Genomic DNA, 17532 nt, shown 5'->3' with positions numbered 1-17532 from the left:
TCTCCAAAACAGGACGGATGCACCTAGAGCAGGCGGGTGGCCTCTACCAGTTTGGCGTACTGCACCAGCAGCAGAGACTGGTGCTCCGGCAACACCTGAATCACCCCTTGCTGTTGCAGGCGGCCCAGCACCGCCGCCGCTACCTCCCGGCTGACCTGGCTGATATCGGCCAAATCCTGGAGGGGAGGGTAAACAATGCGCACGCCCTGCTCGGTTTTCTCGCCAAAGGCCTCTGCCAGTTGTACCAGCGCATGCACCACCCGCAGCGGGGGGCTTTGTCGATCCAGATCGGCCTGCAAATTGGCCAGGCGCAGGCGGCGGGAGAGGCTGCAAGCCAGGCGATAACACAGGTGCGGCTCCTGCAGCATCAGCGCCTTGAAGGTGGCCGCCGGGATCCCGGCCGCCCGCAGCGGGGTCAGGGCCAGCACATCCCGCGAGCGGGGGGCTTCGTCCAGCACCGCCATTTCCCCCACCCAAGCGCCCGGCCCGAGCAAAGCCAGGGTTTGGGCGCTGTCTTGTGTCCCTTCTGCTGTGCGAATCCCCACAGACCGCCGCACCTTGGCCCAGCCAGAGAGGATCAAATAAACGACGTTGCCCCAGGCATCCTGCATCAAGAGCGCCTGTCCTGCCGCAATATCCCGCAGCTTCACCTGGGATCCCAACCATTGCAGAGAGGCTGCTGAGAGTTGGGCCAGCGTCGGCACCGCCTTGAGCTCGGAGAGGAGGGCAGCAGAGACATCAGAATTCATGCCGGTTGACCCTAGCGCAAGCCCACTGTAGCCCAGTCGCCGGCTCAAGGGCTATCCTGCAGAGTGTTCGCCCTAGGTCGGGTCCCCTGCCCCAAAATCCGAGAGCTTGTAGCCGCTGCGGCCTCTGGAACCTTTGCAGCTGCCTTGAGTTTGGGGAGTGGGGACCGAGCGGGAGGAACTCAAACTGCGCCATTATCGTCTAGCTAACAGAGGTTCTGCTTGGGAGGGGATCCCTCCGTCGTTGTCCTTCGATAATCTATGGGTACCTATGGATGCTGCCCTCAGCGACATCAGTGGCCAGCGCTGGTCGGTCTGGGTGAAGGACGTGCCTGTGCGGCCCGAAAAGCTCGCTGACGTGGATCTGGTGCTGCTCTGCCAGCAGGGATCCCGGCCCCACCGCGAGGCCTTCGCTGAGCTGATACGCCGTCACCAGGCCTATGTGGACAAGGTGCTCTACCACCTGGCCCCCGACTGGCCTGACCGGCACGACCTGGCCCAGGAAGTCTGGATCCGGGCCTACCGCCACCTAAAGCGGCTGCAGGAGCCGGCGAAGTTTCGCAGTTGGTTGGGGCGGATTGCCACCAACCTGTTCTATGACGAGCTGCGCAAGCGCAAACGGCAGCAGCAGCCCCTTTCTTTGGATGCCCCGATTTCGATGCGGGACAGTGAGGTGGAATGGGAGCTGCCCAGCGAGAGCCCTAGCCCCCATGAGCACCTCACCACCTGCGAGTTTTACGAGCAATTGCACCAAGCCGTCCGCGACTTGCCGCAGGCCTTTCGCCAGACAATCCTGCTGCGGGAAATTCAGGGGATGGCTTATGAGGAAATTGCCGAGATCACAGGAGTGTCTTTGGGCACCGTTAAGTCTCGCATTGCCCGCGCCCGCGCCCGCTTACAATCCACCCTAAAACCCTACCTCGATGGTGAATGACCATGGTTCGCGGCAACCTTAACCCCGACCGCGAGGACTCCCAGCCAGAACTGCCGCTGGTGGAGGAGCGCTTTGAACAGTTGAGCGCCTACCTGGATGGGGAATTGTCGCCCCAAGAGGCGCGGCAGGTGGAAGACTGGCTGGCCAGCGATCCCCAAGCGCGGCAACTGTACAGCCAACTGGCAGCCTTGCAGGCCGGCTTGGCCAACCTCAAGGCCCCAACTTTGGATCCTGGCCAAACAGAGCTGCTGATCAGCCGCGTGTTCGAGGAGCTGGACCGCAGGCCGGCGCTCGATCTGAGCTGGCGGCGGTGCAGGGGCACCCCTTGGGGACGGGTGGCAGCGGCTGGGGTGGCCTTGGCGGGAGCCGGCTGGGCGGGCTGGCGTTGGTCGCATCCCCAGCCGTTGGTGTCGCTAGAGGAGCCGCCGGTGCGGGTGGCCATCGTGCCTGCCTCTGCCCGGGTTGCCCAGCGCTATCTGTTCGAGCCGGGGCAAAAACAAGATGCCTACTCAATTTTGTTTGAGACAACGCCGAACCTCGGCGACGAGGTGAGCTGGGAATGATTCTGAGCAGGCTTGAGAAAGATTGAGGAGTGGAGGGTGGAAAAAGCAGTTCGCGGAGCTTGCGGTTTGGCAGTTTGCCTTTGGCTAGTTAGTCTGGGATCCTTGTCGGCCCAGGCTGACCCCAGTGGCAGCCATTTCGCAGCGCCGCAGGACTCACGTCCTTATCCCCATGCCCTGGAGCCCACCAACCTGCCCTCACCCAGATCCCGTCTCACCCAACCGCTGGCCGGCTCTCAGGCTTCCACCCCCGCCCAAAACCAACCGGCCTCTCCCGAGATAGAGCTATCGCCTTTTCCCGATTTCCCCCTCCTTAAGGAGTTGGATCCGCCCCTCCCCACCTTGGCCGACCTGGGCATCCATTGGGATCGCCTGGCTCTGCTGCCCGACCTCGAGCTGGCCGAGGAAATGGATAGGGAGTTCAGCCGCCGCTTGGCCCGCCTGAACCGGCAGATTGCCAACCAACAAGAGCGCCTCTACCGCCTGTTGCAAACCTGGGACTCTGACGAGGCCGATATCCGTCAAATTCAGGCCCAACTGAGCCAGTTGCGCACAGAACGGGATCGCCTGGCGCTGGAACACCTGTTGCTGCTGCGGCAGTTGCAAGAGAACTTCGCCCTGCCTCTACCGGCCCGCTCTGCCGCCAGCTCTCCCTGAGGTGGGCCCAAGTTATGATCGGCAGAGGGCAACCACTGACGGAGCTGAGCGATGGCCCAAGTGCCCAGCAACCCAGAGATCGAGCAGTTGGCCGCTGCCATTGGCGAGGAAGTTTACATCGATGTAGCCCGCTGGCACCTCTACCTGCGGGATGCCCATCTGCACACCCTCTTGGCAGAACAACTGGCCCCCCAGGTGAGGGCAGGCAAGGTGGATGAGGACGCGGTCACGGAGATCTTGCAACGGATCCCGGTAAAAGTGGGGGGTGGGCGCAAAGAATTGCCCCTGGCGGATCTGTTGCCGATGCAAAGCCTGCTGAACTTGTTGGATGTGCTGGAGGAGTTCAGCCGCAAATGGGCTCAGTAGAGGGGGAGAAAGCATTGCAGCATCAGCTCAATCGGCTCAAGCAGTCTAGGCGGTCGCTGCCTCCAGCCGGCACCTGGCTCAGGGCCGCTGGTTTTGCCTTGCTGCTGGGGCTGTTGTCGGCCTGTCAGGGAACCGAGTGGGGAGAGCGGCTGCAAAGAGCGGTGCGACCGGTGGGCCTGCCTCCCCCTCTCTCCGCCGACCGACCGGAGACGCCCACGCCTCTGCCGGGATCCCGCTCCCCCTCTGCTCCTGCCACCCCCCCTGCTTCCTTCACGCCCCCGCCCAGCCAGGTCAGCAGCCGTTTCACGGATCTGGAGCCCGGATCCCTGGTGGCCCGTGCTGTCTCTGATCTGGATCGGCTGGGTGTCTTTGCCGATATTGTTGGCAGTGAGTTTCAGCCGCAGCGTAGCGTTCGTCGCGGCGAATTTGCCCGCTGGTTGGTGCTGGCCAACAACGCCATTCACGCCGACCAGCCCAGCCGCCAAATCCGTTTGGGATCCGCTGGCGAGCGCCCCTTGTTTTTGGATGTGCCGGAGGAGGATCCCAACTTTCGCTACATCCAGGCCCTGGGAGCTGCCGGCCTGGTGGTCGGCGATGCCAACCGCGAGTTCCGCCCCAACAGCCTGCTGTCGCGGGCAGAGCTGATCCGCATGAAGGCACCTCTGGATTTGCCGCCCGGCCAGATCAAGGGATCCCGAGCAGAGCTGGAGGAGCGTTGGGGCTTTACCGATGCGGCCCAGATCCCCGACGAGGCCGTTGCCCCCCTGGTGGCGGATCGCAGCCTGGAGAATGCCTCCACGGTGTTGCGCACCTTCGGCCCCATCCGCACGTTTAACCCCTTTGAGCCGGTCAGCCGCGGGGAAGCGGCGATTGCCCTTTCGGCCTTTGGGGAGCGAACGGCTCAGGAAGCTGCCTTGCCAACCCCAACTCCCGCAGCCGAGCCCCCCGACCCTGAGCCTTCTCCTCCTGTTGCCGAGCCAGACCAGACCCCTTCCCCTCCTCCCACCCCTGAGGGCGACCCCTCTCCCAGCGCCACTGGCAACTCTAAACCTCCAGCCGTCACCCCAGGGGCAGGGGAAATTGTGACGCCGCGCGAGCCTCAGCCCTAAATTGAGGGCGATCCCAGCGTAGAAGCGGAGAGGGCCGCAGCGCTTAACCCCCTCTCCTGCTTCGCCCCCCTGAGGCTGGATTGCAAAAGGACCAACCCCCTGGCTGCTCTTGTTGTTGGCGGCGGAAAAATGCTAACTCTCTTGCTGCTCCACAGGGCAAGCTCCTCCCCGCCTATAAAATGGGAGAAGCCAACTTGGAAAATCGACAGGGATCCCGTCTGTGTCTGCGACTGTTCCCGAAATTCGCTCGGAAGACCTGCTGCGCTACACCGTAATCGGGTCGCGGCGGCCCAGCGTCTACTTTTGGGCGGTGGCGCTGACAGGGGGTGGGCTGGGCTTTACCCTGGCGGGTCTTTCCAGCTATTTCCACCGCAACTTGCTCCCCTTTTCCGATCCCGCCAGCCTGGTGTTCATTCCCCAGGGCATTGCCATGCTCTTCTACGGCGTGCTCGGATCCCTGGCGGGGCTGTATCAATGGCTGAGCCTGTACTGGAACCTGGGAGGCGGCTACAACGAGTTCGACCGCCGCACCCAGAAGATAACCCTGGTGCGGCAGGGCTTTCCGGGCAAAAACCGCGAGGTGCGCCTAGAATACGACTTTGCCGAGGTGCAAAGCCTGCGGGTGGAGCTGCGAGAGGGCTTCAACCCTCGCCGCGCCATCTACTTGCGCATAAAAGGACGCGGCGACATCCCCCTCACCGGCGTCGGCCAGCCCCCTCCCCTGGCCGAGATCGAAAACCAAGCCGCTGAGATCGCCCGCTTTCTCAATGTCAGCCTAGAAGGTATTTGAGATTCTGTTTGGTTGTGGACGGCTGCTGGTCAGGGATCCCAGGAATTGAGATAGCCCAGAAACCGTCTCAACAACATCGGGTCAATTGTCCCAGTAAATTTCCCCTTCCGAAGGGAGAAGGGCTGGGGGTAAGGGAGCCGTGCCTTGCGGCGCCCTTGAGGAAGGTCTAGGAACCGCGGCTAGGCAAAGCTGCAGATCCTGCAACGGCCAGAGAAGGGCTGGCCGACCCTGGAGCAAAAGCCTGGGCTGTCGGGAACCCCAAAAACGGGCTTTGCTCCACCGCCTGAGTGGAGAGGGTAAATAGAGGATTGGAGAGGATGCCAGCGAAGATGGTGGCCACCAGCGTCACCACCATGCCCACCCGCAAAGCCGGCATGCCCTCGGCCTGCCAGTCGGTTGGGGGGTAGTTTTGCACCGAAAGCGACATCTCCTGCGGCTCTTTTACCACCATGGTTTTCACCACCCGCACGTAGTAGTAGATGGAGATGACGCTAGTCACCAGGCCCACCAGCACCAGCGTGTATTCTCCTGCCTGCCAGCCGGCCCAGAAGAGATAGAGCTTGCCGAAAAAGCCGGCCAGCGGCGGCAACCCGCCCAGGGAGAGCAGACAAATGCTCAGGCAAAGGGTGAGAAAGGGATCCTTCTGATAGAGGCCGCTGTACTCGTTGATTTCGTCGGTGCCAGTCTTGAGGCTGAAGAGGGTGACACACAGAAAAGCCCCTAGGTTCATGGCCAAATAGACCATCAGGTAAAAAATCAAGCTGGCATAGCCCGCTTCGGTGCCCGCCACCAAACCGATCAAGACAAAGCCCGCCTGCCCAATAGAAGAATAGGCCAGCAGTCGTTTGAGGCGGGTTTGGGCAATCGCCACCACATTCCCCAGCACCATGGTCAAAATGGCCAGCACCGAGAGCACCGCCCGCCACTCTTCTGTCATCGCCGGAAAGACGGTGGCCAAAAAGCGAATGGCCAGGGCAAAGCCTGCCGCCTTGGATCCCACCGACAAGAAGGCCACCACCGGCGTCGGGGATCCCTCATAGACATCAGGAGTCCACTGGTGGAAAGGCACCGCCGCCAGCTTAAAGCCAATGCCGCCCAGGCAGAACACCAAAGCGAGGATCCCCACCAGCCCGGCATTGGCCAGGTAGGGCGCAATAGCCGCCAACTGGGTCTGCCCCCCCGACAGGCCATAAAGCAGCGACATGCCGTAGAGGAAGATAGCGGTGCTGCTGGCCCCCGTCAACAGATACTTCAGGGCCGCCTCGGAAGAACGCGGATCCCGCTTGGTGTAGCCGGCCATCAGGTAGCTGGCGATGCCCAGCGTTTCCAAGGAGACGAACACCATGATGAGATCCGTCGCCCCGGCGAGGAACATGCCCCCCAAGGTGGCCGTGAGGAGCAGCACATAGAACTCGCCCGTGGGCGCGCCTGCCTGGAGGAAGTAGCGCTCCGCCATCATCACCGTCAGGGCTGCCGTCGCCACCACCAGGCCGCGGAAGAGAATGCTCACCGGATCCGCGGCAAAGCTGCCCAAGAAGCTCTCCAACTGGGGCTGCTGCCATTGCAACACCAAGGTCACCAAGGCCCCAAGCAAACCAAAGAGGGAGAGGGCCGGAAGACTTTTGCGCGCCGCCGACCCACCCACCAAATCCACCACCAGGACGATCAACAGCGTGAGGGTAACCACCACCTCCGGCCAAATGGCGCCGGCATGCAGGTTTCCGGTTGGGGCGAAGACATCCATAGGGGAAGACTATGAAGAGAGATTAACGGGATCCAAAGCCAGCATACCGCGATTTCCGGCCTCCCTAGCTTGCTTCTGGCATTTCTTCTCCCAATTGTCTCCATCGACACTTCCTGGTTTCAAGAAAGCTTGGCGCTGGAGGTGAGCACCAATCGTAGGCGAGCGTGGATGAGGCTTAAGTCGGCCAAGCCCAGGTCGATCTCGCCGTCGATGACGATCCCGGTGTTGATCAGCCGATCCAACAGTTCCAGCAGGGATCCCTCGCCGTGGGGTTGGCCGGGGTAGTAGTCCCCCTGGCGGGGCAAGAGAGAGCCCAGATCCCCCAGATCTAGGTTGAGCTCTGCCGGGTCGATCTCCAGCAGGGCGCAGAGTTGCCGAATTTGCTGCCGCAGGGCCTGGAGGCTGCTGCCGGCCCGCTCGATTTGCTCGGCAGAAAGGCGGTTGGCCTCCATCTGTCGCACCACTTGCGCTTCCATCAACTGCCGCAGCAGCTCCACCAAGGTCAGCACCAGCGAGGCCAAACCGGCTTCCGGGCGTTTCCGGCCAGGGGTGAGCCGGGCCCGGCTCAAGTCTTCCGGGCTGGCCGGGCTGATAGCAAGGCGGGGGGAAGGAGCAGCCAACCACTGCTCAAAGGGCTGGAAGAGCTGTTCCAGGCTAAGCAAATGGAGGTGGGGATCCCGCGCCGCCTCTTGCCGCTCTTCGGGCAGGTTGTAGCCCCAGGCAGCCAAAAACAAGAGCACCTGCTCCAGGTCCGGCACCCTTTGCACCTGGCGCAGCGTCTGCAGGCGATCCTCGACAAACCAGAGTTCCTCAGGCGCTACCTGGGTCGCTGCTAGCAGCCGCCGGAGGGTGGTGGCCTTGGGGGCGCGCACCTCCTTGCCCAGGATACGGTGGCGCGGCAGTTGGATCCCTTCGCGGAGCAAAAGCTGCTGGATAAAGCGCCCCTCTTTGGTACTGAGAATGGCCAGGCGGGGCTCGCCAGCAGCCTGGATCTGGCGCATCCAAGCCGCCACTCCCGGATAAAAGCGGTGCAGCCCCAGCCAGCCCTGCAGATCTTCTTCGATCCAGCGATCCCGCACCTCATCCAGCCTTTGGGCTAAAGCCTGCTCGGAGATCCCCGCTCCCTGCAACAACCGCTGCCGCCAGCCGGGCCAGTCTTGGCGCAAAGCGTCTTCGGGGATCCCTTGCTGCAGCCCCCAGAGCAACAGGGGCATCTCCCAACCTGTCTCGATTAGCGGGCGCAACTGGTTAAAGGCTGGCTGCAACGGCTGCAATTGCGCAGGAGCCAGGCTCCACACCTGGGCACAGACACGACAGGAGGAGGCAAAGTACTCTGCCCGCCCGTCGCAGAGCACACCATCAAAATCCAGAGCCAAAATGCGGGGGGACATTCGCCGGGGCCTAGCGAACTCCATACCTGAGTCCCCCATAGAGCAAGTTGCAAAAATGGGGCCAGAGGCCAAGTTAATTTAACCAAACTGTTTTGCCGGATTGGCCCAACCTAGTTCGATTCCGAGATGCGAACAGACTTGATCTCCACCGGCTTGAGGGGACGATCCTGCGGGCCGGTGGGTGCAGTAGCAATTTTATCCAACACGTCCTCCCCCTCGATTAGTTGCCCAAAGATGGTGTAGTTGGGCGGCAGGGGATAGTCGGCATGCATGATAAAAAACTGGCTGCCGTTGGTGTTGGGGCCGGCATTGGCCATGGCCAAGGTTCCTCGCGTGTAGGGGCGCTGCACCGGCTCATCGGGAAAGCGGTACCCCGGCCCGCCTCGCCCCGTGCCGGTGGGATCCCCGCCCTGAATCATGAAGCCCCGAATGACACGGTGAAAGATGACGCCATCGTAGAAGTGATCCCGTGCCAAAAAGACAAAATTGTTGACGGCAAGGGGAGCTTCCTGCGGGAACAGCTCCAAAACCATCGTGCCGGCGGTGGTCTCCAGCGTGGCCGTGTAGGACTTGGCCGGGTCGATCACCATGGGGGGAGGACTGTTGTAGGTTTTCACGGTTTTGCCCAACTGTTGTGCCAGGAGCAAATCGTAAGAAGAATGCGGGCGGGCCAGAGCCGAAACAACGCCGGATCCCACCCAAAGCAGCACTGCCAGCAAAGCCAGCTTGAACAGGTGGGTGATGCCAGAGGGCACGCGCACGTTTCTTGCCAGAAAGCTCCGCCCCTATCCTACCAGGATCCGTCCGGCCTTACTCATCCCCCGACCGGAATGGGGGTTTGGCCCGCCGCACCAGCCAGTAGCTAACGGAGAGGGCTAGCGTTGCCGCTGCCAGCCCAATGAGATCTAGACCCCCCAGCTTCTCAAAATCAAAAATAATGATCTTGCGCGCCACCGCGATCAAAGAGGTAACAATCACCAGCTCCACCTGCACCACCTGCTTTTGCAAGTAGGCGGTAATGTTCTCCAGAATCTCCAGCGCGATCAGGATATTCAAAAAAAGGCCGAAAATCTCGATCAAAGTAGTGGAGAAAAACCCGGTTGGCTCCCGCAGCAGATCGGCCACCAGGAAGCGGGCCAAATCCACCACGGCCACCACAATCAGGCCGATCATCAAGATGGAAAGCAGCTTCGAGATCAGGCTTTCGATGCGGGTGATGGCCCGCAAAAAGGGATCCTCCTCTTCGGTTTCGTGAGGATTGTGCAACAGCCACTTGAGAAACCGCATCGACAACCCTTCCCCCCTGCGTCCGGGATCCCATTATCTGCCCTAACCGTTAGCTGGAAGAGATCCCTTGGGGCGACGGTTGCGACACCGCTCAGAACAGTATTTCACCTCTGACCAACAGTCGGCCCACTTCTTGCGCCAGGTGAAGGGCCTGCCGCAGGTGAGACAGATTTTGCTGGGCAAATCCGACTTTTTTCGGTGGCGGGGCATAGCGCGCTAGAAACGACAACTCTTGAATTAACCCCAATGCCCTAGCCTGTGTTCTGCAACTGCAGGGCTTGCGGCCGGGAACGGCTGCGCAAAGCAGCCTCGATCAGCCCCAAAAAGAGGGGATGGGGACGGTTGGGGCGGGAGCGAAACTCGGGATGGAATTGGGTGGCGATGAAAAAGGGGTGGCTGGGCAGCTCGATAATTTCCACCAGGCGGTTATCGGGCGAGACACCACTAATCACGTAGCCGGACTCGAGGAATAGGCTGCGGTAGGCGTTGTTGAACTCATAGCGATGGCGGTGGCGCTCATAAACAATTGTCTCACCATAGAGCTTGGCTGCCAGGGTGTCGGGCAGAATGCGGCAGGGGTAGAGGCCCAGGCGTAGGGTTCCCCCCAAATGTTCCACATCTTTTTGCTCTGGCAACAGGCTGATGACGGGGTGGGGGGTGTCGGGATCGAACTCATAGCTGTTGGCCCGCTCCAGGCCGGCAATGTTGCATCCCCAGTCGATCACCGCACACTGCATGCCCAGGCACAGCCCCAGAAAGGGAATGCCCCGCTCGCGCACGTAGCGAATGGTGGCCACCTTGCCCTCGATGCCGCGGCTGCCAAACCCACCCGGCACCACCACGCCGTCTACATCGGCCAGCAGGGCTTCTGGCCCCCGCTCCTCGACTTCCTCAGAAGAGATCCAGCGCAAAGTAACGCCGGCATTGAGAGCCAGGCCCGCATGGCGCAGGGCTTCCGCTACCGAGAGGTAGGCGTCGGTAAGGCGCACGTATTTGCCGACAATGGCGATCTCCACTTGCTCTTGAGGGTGGTGCAGCCGCTGCACCAGGAGCTCCCACTCGCGCAGATCCGGCTGCTGCGGCTCCAGGTTGAGGATCTGCAAAACTCGCTGCGCCAACCCTTCCTGCTCCAGCACCAAGGGCACATCGTAGATGCTGGGGGCATCCTGGGCCTGGATAACACATTCCACCGGCACGTCGCAAAACTCGGAGATCTTCTCCTTGATGCTGCGGGGCAAGGGCTGCTCGCAGCGGCACACCAACACATCTGGCTGAATCCCAATCGAGCGCAGCTCCTTGACTGAGTGCTGAGTGGGCTTGGTTTTCATTTCCCCCGCCGCCTTGATGAGAGGCACCAGGGTAACATGCACATAGGCCACATTGGCCCGGCCCACATCTTTGCGAAATTGGCGGATGGCCTCCAAAAAGGGCAGAGACTCGATATCCCCCACCGTGCCCCCCACCTCCACCAGCACCACGTCGGGGTTGGTCTCGCGGGCCACCCGCCGGATGCGCTCTTTGATCTCCTGGGTAACATGGGGGATCACCTGCACCGTGCTGCCTTGGTAATCCCCCCGCCGCTCTTTGTAGATCACCGCCTGGTAGATGGCGCCGGTGGTGACGTTGTTGAGCTTGGACATGTTGGTGTCGGTGAAGCGCTCGTAGTGGCCCAAGTCCAAGTCTGTCTCGGCGCCATCGTCGGTGACGAACACTTCCCCATGCTGGTAGGGGCTCATGGTGCCGGGATCCACATTGATGTAGGGATCCAGCTTCAAAATCGACACGGTGTAGTTGCGGGACTTGAGCAGACGCCCCAAGCTGGCTGCCACGATCCCCTTGCCAATGCTGGAGACGACTCCGCCGGTGATGAAGACAAACTTGGCCATACCCCCGATCCCTTGCCCTCTTCTGATTATGCCAGGGATCCCAGGGCTTCCTTAGGGCCGAGAGCGGATGGGGCCGTTGTAGAGGATGGTGGTCTGGAAGGTGCGCCGATCCACCCGCACCTGGGTTTCGATGCTGGGCTGGACGAAGCCGGGCTCGCCGCCGCGGAAGGTGAAGATCCAGGCATCTTCCAACTCTTCAAAGGGCGCGTCGATGGCCGCCCCGTGCATGGCAGCTTCGGCGCGGTAGCGCTGCAAGCCCCCGTTGGCAATTTCAGCCGCTTGGCGGGCCAAGTTCTTGGCCCGGTTGAGATCGCGGAAGTAGCGGCTGATTTCCTCAAAAGTCCCCGTCGGCAGCGGCCTTGGCCGGGGGGGTGTGGGCGGCACAGGCCGCGGATCTGGCACAATCGGCAGAGTGGGAATATCCTGGCTAGGGGGCAGCGGCTCGACTGGAATCAGGGTTCTGGCAGGTTCTGGAAAAAGGGGGGTGACCACCTGCGCCTGGGCAGAAGGCAGGAATCCCCAGATTACAACGCCGCCCAGGCAGAGACGGAAAATGGACTTCATAGAGCCATGCCGATGTGAATTTTTCAATCCCCACTCTACTGAGCCTCTAGTTAGGAAAGTAGAGGCAAAGGCCCGGACTCTTTTTCCACCAGCAGCTAGGCACGTGGGTTGTCTGCGCAACCGGCTTTGTCCTCCCCTGGCGCCTGTTAGCATCCTGAAACGGGATCCTTTGCAGAAGTTGCCATGGAGTTTGTTACACTTGCCAAGACGGGGCTCCGGCTGAGCCGCGTGGGGTTGGGCACCTGGAGCATGACCGGGGATTGGTGGGGGCCGGCGGATCCCCAGGAGGCCTATGCCACCCTCCGCAAGGCCATTGACCTAGGGATTACCCTCTTTGACACGGCTCCGGCCTACGGCCGCGGCCTTTCGGAAGAGCTTTTGGGACGGGCCATCCGGGATGCCGGCTGCCGGGATCGAGTGGCGATCGCCACCAAGGCCGGCCTGCAGTGGATAAACGGCAAGGTGGTGCGCAACTGCAGCCTAAGTTGGCTAGCTCAGGATCTGGAAAACTCCCTTCGCCGCCTGCAAACCGACGTGATCGACATCTACCAGGTGCATTGGCCGGATCCCTTGGAGCCCCTGGAGGAGACGGCTGCCTTTTTCGGCCGCTTGCTGCAGCAGGGCAAGATCCGCGCCATTGGGGTGAGCAACTTTTCTCCTCCGCAGATGGAGCGTTTCCGTCAGGTGGCTCCCCTGCATACCGTCCAGCCGCCCTATAACCTGTTTGAGCGCCAGATCGAGGCGGATGTCCTGCCCTACTGTCGTGCCAACGGTATTGCCACGCTGATCTACAGCCCCCTCTGTCGAGGGCTGTTGGGGGGACGGCTGACGCCGCAAACCCAGTTTCCGCCTGGAGATCTGCGCGGCGGCATCGATCCCAAGTTTGCGGAGCCTCGCTACTCCCACTACTTGCAAGCAGCGGAAGAGCTGAGCCGGCTGGCGCGAGAGCGCTACGGCAAAACCCTGCCCCAGTTGGCGGTGCGCTGGCTCTTGGATCAGCCAGGGGTGAGTGCAATCCTATGGGGAGCGCGCAAGCGCCAGCAGTTGGAGGACCTAGCCGGCGTGTGGGGCTGGTCGCTGGAGGCGGAGGCAATGCAGGCCATCGACGCGATCCTGCAAAGGCATGTCCCCGAACCCATCCCCCCCAGCTTCATGGCCCCCCCTGCCCGTGCTGCCTAGAGCAAGGAGTGGGGGGTAAGGCGGGCCAATGGCGCAGCAAGGGGTGAACCAAAGCTGGAGCCGTGTGGTGGCCGCCGACGAGGGGCTGCACCTACCTCCACGCCATCAACCAAGTGCTGCTGGAGGAGAACCTGCGTCCCTGGGATCTGGGATCCCGGGAGCAAAAGGAGCTCTACCGGCTGCACTATCTGGGCCGACCGGATTGGGAGCGCCTGCCGGCGCTTTGGCAAGCCCAGGGACGGGTGCTCAGCCCCAAGCAACGAGAAGAGTTGTTGCGCCGCAAGGCCCTTTACTATCAACAGGCTCTGCAGGAGCAGAAGGGATCCCTTCTTGTCCCCGGTTTGGCAGAGGCCCTAGAGAAGCTGGAGCGGCTGCAGCTCAAGGTGGGCCTAGTGAGCGGCCACGCCGCTGCTGAGGTGGAGGCTTTTTTGGAGCGCTTCCCCTGTCCAGCTCTGGCGCGGCTGACTCATGACTTTCGCTACCGCGTAACCGGCGAGGCAGGGGATCCCGCCCTATCACCGGGGCAGTTGCACCGTCTGCTTTTAGAGCGGATGGGGCTTTCCCCTCAGGAGTGCTTGAGTTTTGAAGCCACCTACGCCGGCATTCAAGCAGCTCGCTCGCAAGGGATCCCGGTCTTGGCCCTAGCCACCTTCTTCCCGCTGCACATGTTGCAGCGGCGGGCCAACTGGGCGGTGGATGGTTACCCCCAAGTGGAATGGGAGCGCCTCCAAACTTGGTTTGCCACTGGCCAAGACCGTCCTGCCGACCCTCCTGGCAAACCCTTAGCCAAAGGGCAGGGTTCTCCCTAGGGCAGGATCAGCATGCCGTCCCCAAAGGAGTAGAACCGATAACCCTCCCGGATGGCCTCTTGGTAGAGATCCAGCAAACGCTCTCGCCCGATCAAGGCTGCCACCAGCATCATCAGGCTGGAGCGGGGCAGATGAAAGTTGGTGATCAGCCCCTGCACCACCCGCCAGGAGTAGCCGGGGTAGATAAAGAGGTCGCTTTTTCCCTGCCAGGGTTGCAGGGTGCCGCAGAGGGCTGCCGTTTCCAGTGCCCGCACCACCGTTGTCCCCACGGCAATCACCCGCCTTCCCTGGGCCTGGGTTTCGCGAATAGTGGCCACCGTTTCCGCTGGCACCTTGAGCCACTCGCTGTGCAAGCGGTGGTCGGTTACTCGCTCCGCCTCCACCGGGCGGAAGGTGCCCAGGCCGATGTTGAGGGTGATGTAGGCAGTTTGGATCCCCTTTTGGGCCAGCCGCTCCAAGAGCTGGGGGGTAAAATGCAGCCCGGCGGTGGGGGCGGCCACCGAGCCCGGGTGTCTGGCCCAGACCGTTTGATAGTCTTCAGGTCGGACTCCCGCGCTTGTCGGATCAAGGGCGTGGGCAGCTTTCAGATAGGGAGGGAGCGGGATCCGCCCCCCCCGCCCCAGGATCTGCTCAAAGGTATCCGCCCCTTCCCAGGTCAACTGCACCACCCGGCCACCCGTCTCCGCGTCCACGGCCAGCACTGTGGCCCCCAGTTCAGCCGGGGATCCCTGGCGATCCCAAAACCGGATTTGATCCCCCACCTTGACCCGTTTGCCTGGCCTAACCAAGACCCGCCAGATTTGCTCCTGCTTGGAGGTGTTGGCCGGGATGGGCTCCAGCAGCAAAACCTCCACCCGTGCCCCGGAAGCGTCCTTTCCCGGCAAAACCTTAGCCCCCCATAGCCGGGCTGGGATTACCTTGGTGTCGTTGAGAACCAGCAGATCCCCGGCCTGCAGGTAGTCGGGGAGGTCGCAGAAGCGGCGGTGCTCGTGCCTATCTGGGTACACCACCAGCATTCGCGCCTGATCCCGTGGCTCCACAGGGGCTTGCGCGATCCGCTCAGGGGGCAGGGAGTAGTCGTAGCTAGCCGTTAGGAGATCCGGGTTGAGCTCTCCAACGCTCCCTGGAAGAAGCTGGCCGGGTTCGGCTTGGCCAGCAGAAGCAGCCAGTAGGAAAGAATGGCTCATGGACAAACACAGCAGCACGCCTCCAGCATAGCCGACGGATGCCGGTTGCCAGAGGCTTTGTCCGGGAGGGATTGGGGGGAGGGTGTGCCACCTAGACCTTGGCCACCACCACCCGCTGGGGTTGATCCTGGTACTTGCCCTGGCGGTCGGCGTAGGTGGTCTGGCAGGGATCCCCTTCCAAGAAGAGGAGCTGCACCACCCCTTCATTGGCATACACGCGGCAGTCGGCGCTGGAAGCGTTGGAGAACTCCAAGGTGAGATAGCCCCGCCACCCCGCCTCGGCTGGGGTGAGGTTGGCGATCAGCCCTACCCGCGCGTAGGAGGACTTGCCAATGCAGATGACGGTGATGTTATCCGGGACTTGCAGCCGTTCTAGGGAGACGCCCAGGCCGTAGGAGTGGGCGGGGATGATGAAGTAGTCCCCCATCTCGTCGTGGTGCAGCTCCACAGGTTCCAGGTTTTTGGGGTTAAACCGCTTGGGATCCACCACCGTGCCGGGCACGTGGCGGAAGATCTTGAACTCCACCGGTGACAGGCGAATGTCGTAGCCGTAGGACGAGAGCCCGTAGCTCAAGACGGGCCGCATCTGGCCGTTCCACTCCACGCGGCGCACCAGCTCAGGACAAAACGGCTCGATCATCCCCCGTTGCGCTTGCTCGTAGATCCAGCGGTCGTTTTTTAACATGGCTGCAACAGGCTGCCCGACAGGCCAGAGAGTTTGGAGAAGAGAGCGCAGTCGCTGCTGGCAAGGCTACGAGCTGCTGACCCGCTAGGGATCCATTCTCGGCGGGGGGCCGCCCTCTGGGGAAGGAGGAACGAGGACTGGATCCCGCCGTGGACGTAGCTGGGTGATCAGATCGGCGCGCTCCAGGAGAGAATCCGGCATCTCCGGCCCGGTGATCACCATGTCCATCCAGACTGGGCGCTGATCGATCAAATCCAGCACCTGCGCCTCCGGGATCAGGCCCAGCTTGATGGCCAGGCCCAACTCGTCTAGCACCACCAAGCCATAACGGCCACTCCTGACCGCCTCCTGAGTAAATTGCCACAGCTCGTCCAGAGCCACCCGCTCCTCCGGCTCCAGGTGAGGCGTATCGATGCAGCGGTGCAGACGACAGCGGGCCCACTCCAGCGAGCTGCCCAGCAAAAGACGATTTTCCGGCCCCTGGTTGATCCCGCCCTTGAGAAATTGCACGATCAACACCCGCGTCCCCTGGCCGGCCAAGCGCAGTGCCTGAGCCATCACAGGAGTGAACATGCCCCGGCTGGGATGGGTGTAGAGCTGCAGGGATCCCTGGGGGATCAGCTGGGCAGAAAAGGCTCCGTCCCGCTGGAAAAAGCGGTCGCCGGCAGCAGGGTTGGCCTGGGCTGCAGGCTGTTTGATGCGGGCAACAGGAACGGCATCCTTGGGGGAGGGCATAGGATTGGGTGAGGCAGTGCGAACCACGGTTTTATCTCGTGAGGGGGCTAGGGGACAAGGCCCTTGGTCTGGGCGGCTTTGCCGAGGAACAAAAGCCCTATCCGTCACCGTTGCGGAGACGCGAAGGAGAGCCACAAGCAACTACCGCCTGCCAAGGCAAACGGCAACTGATGGGACGCAAGGCTTACAAGTGGTGGAAAACATTGACTACGGATTCCATGAAACACCACCTGTGCCTATTCGTCAACGAGTCAGTTCTGTTTCCCGTCGACACACAAATCGCCCCGAATACGGTGTTAGAAAGTATAATCCTTGCCCATCCCAGCTTTTTGCCAGGCGGAGGCGATGGGCGAGAAGAAAAGCTTTTGGATGAGATCTTAATAAAACTTCCGCCGAGGTGTAAAAGCTTAAGCGTCTAGCCATCTTGCTTAATCACGAAAATGTGCCCCAAAAAGATGCAAGCAAAAGATCACTTTTTCTAGATAAGATTAACTCTCAATACATGAGAAGGCCAATGACGGCGGCTTGCTCAACTCAATAGAAAAGAGACTTGAGGCGTCCCAGGAGCCTTGCTCGGCATAGACTATAGACTAATCCGCTTGATTGGAAGTCGAAGAACTTGTGTGCATTCCAAAGTAGTTCATTTGAGAAAGGTTGCGACCACAGAGCCAGAAGGTCTACTTTCTTAGGTCGATAAACGCAGATTGTTTACTGCCGTCATAAAGATGGTCTTTTGATAAGGTCTATCAGGATCGGCGGTTAATTGGAAAATAATGTAAAACTTATTGCAAGACCAATTTTTCGTACAGTTGGTTGTTTGATAGTTTTTCTGTTGAATTAAACTTCAGTATTTCTATATAGATTGCGTCGCTGTTTCCTGATCAAATGAATGGGAATTTCTAT

The 17532-nt window shown here is 61.2% G+C and carries 19 protein-coding genes; 8 read left to right on the top strand and 11 right to left on the bottom strand.

The annotated features are described in order from the left end of the window. Positions 1 to 23: 23 nt before the first annotated feature. Positions 24 to 749: a Crp/Fnr family transcriptional regulator gene (locus NW846_RS01445; protein WP_099812102.1), complete on the bottom strand. Its 726-nt coding sequence runs from the start codon at positions 747 to 749 to the stop codon at positions 24 to 26. A 268-nt stretch (positions 750 to 1017) separates the two neighbouring features. Here NW846_RS01445 and NW846_RS01440 point away from each other — a divergent pair, with 268 nt between their 5' ends. The 6 genes from NW846_RS01440 to NW846_RS01415 all read left to right on the top strand — a co-directional run bounded on the left by NW846_RS01440 (position 1018) and on the right by NW846_RS01415 (position 5162). Further along, positions 1018 to 1680 carry a sigma-70 family RNA polymerase sigma factor gene (locus NW846_RS01440; RefSeq protein WP_414515154.1) on the top strand — a complete coding sequence of 221 codons (663 nt, stop codon included), beginning with the start codon at positions 1018 to 1020 and terminating at the stop codon, positions 1678 to 1680. Then, the gene (locus NW846_RS01435) at positions 1677 to 2243 is read left to right on the top strand and encodes an anti-sigma factor family protein (protein WP_071813516.1); all 567 of its coding nucleotides are present in this window, start codon (positions 1677 to 1679) and stop codon (positions 2241 to 2243) included. The genes NW846_RS01440 and NW846_RS01435 overlap by 4 nt, the downstream gene beginning before the upstream one ends. A gap of 66 nt (positions 2244 to 2309) precedes the next feature. Next, on the top strand, positions 2310 to 2897 hold the full coding sequence (locus NW846_RS01430) for a hypothetical protein (protein WP_228375200.1): 588 nt from the start codon (positions 2310 to 2312) through the stop codon (positions 2895 to 2897). Between the two features lie 51 nt (positions 2898 to 2948). Then, a complete protein-coding gene (locus tag NW846_RS01425) occupies positions 2949 to 3263 on the top strand; it encodes a DUF3181 family protein (RefSeq protein WP_011430332.1) in 315 nt (104 codons plus the stop codon). Then, a complete protein-coding gene (locus NW846_RS01420; protein ID WP_099883948.1) occupies positions 3251 to 4372 on the top strand; it encodes an S-layer homology domain-containing protein in 1122 nt (373 codons plus the stop codon). The genes NW846_RS01425 and NW846_RS01420 overlap by 13 nt, the downstream gene beginning before the upstream one ends. 220 nt (positions 4373 to 4592) lie before the next feature. Then, positions 4593 to 5162, top strand: coding sequence for a photosystem I assembly protein Ycf4 (locus tag NW846_RS01415; RefSeq protein WP_099812104.1), 570 nt, complete (start codon positions 4593 to 4595; stop codon positions 5160 to 5162). A 166-nt stretch (positions 5163 to 5328) separates the two neighbouring features. Here the strand turns inward: NW846_RS01415 and NW846_RS01410 are convergent, their stop codons facing one another. From NW846_RS01410 to NW846_RS01380, 7 genes are all read right to left on the bottom strand, one after another. Then, on the bottom strand, positions 5329 to 6906 hold the full coding sequence (locus NW846_RS01410) for an NAD(P)H-quinone oxidoreductase subunit N (RefSeq protein WP_011430329.1): 1578 nt from the start codon (positions 6904 to 6906) through the stop codon (positions 5329 to 5331). Between the two features lie 119 nt (positions 6907 to 7025). Next, positions 7026 to 8297 carry a gas vesicle protein GvpJ gene (gene gvpJ, locus NW846_RS01405; RefSeq protein WP_414346313.1) on the bottom strand — a complete coding sequence of 424 codons (1272 nt, stop codon included), beginning with the start codon at positions 8295 to 8297 and terminating at the stop codon, positions 7026 to 7028. A 110-nt stretch (positions 8298 to 8407) separates the two neighbouring features. Continuing rightward, complete coding sequence (locus tag NW846_RS01400; protein ID WP_011430327.1) at positions 8408 to 8887, bottom strand: peptidylprolyl isomerase; 480 nt, start codon at positions 8885 to 8887, stop codon at positions 8408 to 8410. A gap of 220 nt (positions 8888 to 9107) precedes the next feature. Next, positions 9108 to 9584 (bottom strand): phosphate-starvation-inducible PsiE family protein, encoded by a 477-nt coding sequence (locus NW846_RS01395; RefSeq protein ID WP_011430326.1) that lies wholly within the window; start codon positions 9582 to 9584, stop codon positions 9108 to 9110. 42 nt (positions 9585 to 9626) lie between these two features. After that, the gene (locus tag NW846_RS01390; RefSeq protein WP_071813515.1) at positions 9627 to 9794 is read right to left on the bottom strand and encodes a DUF2256 domain-containing protein; all 168 of its coding nucleotides are present in this window, start codon (positions 9792 to 9794) and stop codon (positions 9627 to 9629) included. Between the two features lie 41 nt (positions 9795 to 9835). After that, positions 9836 to 11470 (bottom strand): CTP synthase, encoded by a 1635-nt coding sequence (locus NW846_RS01385; RefSeq protein WP_414388609.1) that lies wholly within the window; start codon positions 11468 to 11470, stop codon positions 9836 to 9838. A gap of 51 nt (positions 11471 to 11521) precedes the next feature. Then, positions 11522 to 12034: a hypothetical protein gene (locus NW846_RS01380; RefSeq protein ID WP_414347318.1), complete on the bottom strand. Its 513-nt coding sequence runs from the start codon at positions 12032 to 12034 to the stop codon at positions 11522 to 11524. Between the two features lie 183 nt (positions 12035 to 12217). Here NW846_RS01380 and NW846_RS01375 point away from each other — a divergent pair, with 183 nt between their 5' ends. Both NW846_RS01375 and NW846_RS01370 read left to right on the top strand, forming a co-directional pair. Next, positions 12218 to 13213 (top strand): aldo/keto reductase, encoded by a 996-nt coding sequence (locus tag NW846_RS01375; RefSeq protein ID WP_099834886.1) that lies wholly within the window; start codon positions 12218 to 12220, stop codon positions 13211 to 13213. A 62-nt stretch (positions 13214 to 13275) separates the two neighbouring features. Next, positions 13276 to 14022 (top strand): HAD family hydrolase, encoded by a 747-nt coding sequence (locus NW846_RS01370; protein WP_414515151.1) that lies wholly within the window; start codon positions 13276 to 13278, stop codon positions 14020 to 14022. Here the strand turns inward: NW846_RS01370 and queA are convergent. From queA to NW846_RS01355, 3 genes are all read right to left on the bottom strand, one after another. Further along, complete coding sequence (gene queA, locus NW846_RS01365; protein ID WP_414515149.1) at positions 14019 to 15209, bottom strand: tRNA preQ1(34) S-adenosylmethionine ribosyltransferase-isomerase QueA; 1191 nt, start codon at positions 15207 to 15209, stop codon at positions 14019 to 14021. The genes NW846_RS01370 and queA overlap by 4 nt on opposite strands. Before the next feature lie 91 nt (positions 15210 to 15300). Beyond that, entirely contained in the window at positions 15301 to 15894 is a 594-nt protein-coding gene (gene dcd, locus NW846_RS01360; RefSeq protein ID WP_011430319.1) for a dCTP deaminase, read from the bottom strand. 84 nt (positions 15895 to 15978) lie between these two features. Further along, entirely contained in the window at positions 15979 to 16629 is a 651-nt protein-coding gene (locus NW846_RS01355) for a cob(I)yrinic acid a,c-diamide adenosyltransferase (protein ID WP_099812110.1), read from the bottom strand. Between the last annotated feature and the right edge of the window lie 903 nt (positions 16630 to 17532).

Origin of the sequence: Synechococcus sp. W60.3, from assembly GCF_047502615.1 — a bacterium.
Lineage (GTDB): Bacteria > Cyanobacteriota > Cyanobacteriia > Thermostichales > Thermostichaceae > Thermostichus.
The sequence above is the reverse complement of the archived record's forward strand: the minus strand, read 5'-3'. Positions and strand labels throughout refer to the sequence as shown.

What these genes read in the sequence shown, in the direction of transcription:
- NW846_RS01445 (WP_099812102.1), bottom strand. Translation starts at nt 749, where the DNA reads ATGAATTCTGATGTCTCTGCTGCCCTCCTCTCCGAGCTCAAGGCGGTG.
- NW846_RS01440 (WP_414515154.1), top strand. Translation starts at nt 1,018, where the DNA reads ATGGATGCTGCCCTCAGCGACATCAGTGGCCAGCGCTGGTCGGTCTGG.
- NW846_RS01435 (WP_071813516.1), top strand. Translation starts at nt 1,677, where the DNA reads ATGACCATGGTTCGCGGCAACCTTAACCCCGACCGCGAGGACTCCCAG.
- NW846_RS01425 (WP_011430332.1), top strand. Translation starts at nt 2,949, where the DNA reads ATGGCCCAAGTGCCCAGCAACCCAGAGATCGAGCAGTTGGCCGCTGCC.
- NW846_RS01420 (WP_099883948.1), top strand. Translation starts at nt 3,251, where the DNA reads ATGGGCTCAGTAGAGGGGGAGAAAGCATTGCAGCATCAGCTCAATCGG.
- NW846_RS01410 (WP_011430329.1), bottom strand. Translation starts at nt 6,906, where the DNA reads ATGGATGTCTTCGCCCCAACCGGAAACCTGCATGCCGGCGCCATTTGG.
- gvpJ (WP_414346313.1), bottom strand. Translation starts at nt 8,297, where the DNA reads ATGTCCCCCCGCATTTTGGCTCTGGATTTTGATGGTGTGCTCTGCGAC.
- NW846_RS01400 (WP_011430327.1), bottom strand. Translation starts at nt 8,887, where the DNA reads ATGGTGATCGACCCGGCCAAGTCCTACACGGCCACGCTGGAGACCACC.
- NW846_RS01395 (WP_011430326.1), bottom strand. Translation starts at nt 9,584, where the DNA reads ATGCGGTTTCTCAAGTGGCTGTTGCACAATCCTCACGAAACCGAAGAG.
- NW846_RS01390 (WP_071813515.1), bottom strand. Translation starts at nt 9,794, where the DNA reads ATGCCCCGCCACCGAAAAAAGTCGGATTTGCCCAGCAAAATCTGTCTC.
- NW846_RS01385 (WP_414388609.1), bottom strand. Translation starts at nt 11,470, where the DNA reads ATGGCCAAGTTTGTCTTCATCACCGGCGGAGTCGTCTCCAGCATTGGC.
- NW846_RS01380 (WP_414347318.1), bottom strand. Translation starts at nt 12,034, where the DNA reads ATGAAGTCCATTTTCCGTCTCTGCCTGGGCGGCGTTGTAATCTGGGGA.
- NW846_RS01375 (WP_099834886.1), top strand. Translation starts at nt 12,218, where the DNA reads ATGGAGTTTGTTACACTTGCCAAGACGGGGCTCCGGCTGAGCCGCGTG.
- queA (WP_414515149.1), bottom strand. Translation starts at nt 15,209, where the DNA reads ATGAGCCATTCTTTCCTACTGGCTGCTTCTGCTGGCCAAGCCGAACCC.
- dcd (WP_011430319.1), bottom strand. Translation starts at nt 15,894, where the DNA reads ATGTTAAAAAACGACCGCTGGATCTACGAGCAAGCGCAACGGGGGATG.
- NW846_RS01355 (WP_099812110.1), bottom strand. Translation starts at nt 16,629, where the DNA reads ATGCCCTCCCCCAAGGATGCCGTTCCTGTTGCCCGCATCAAACAGCCT.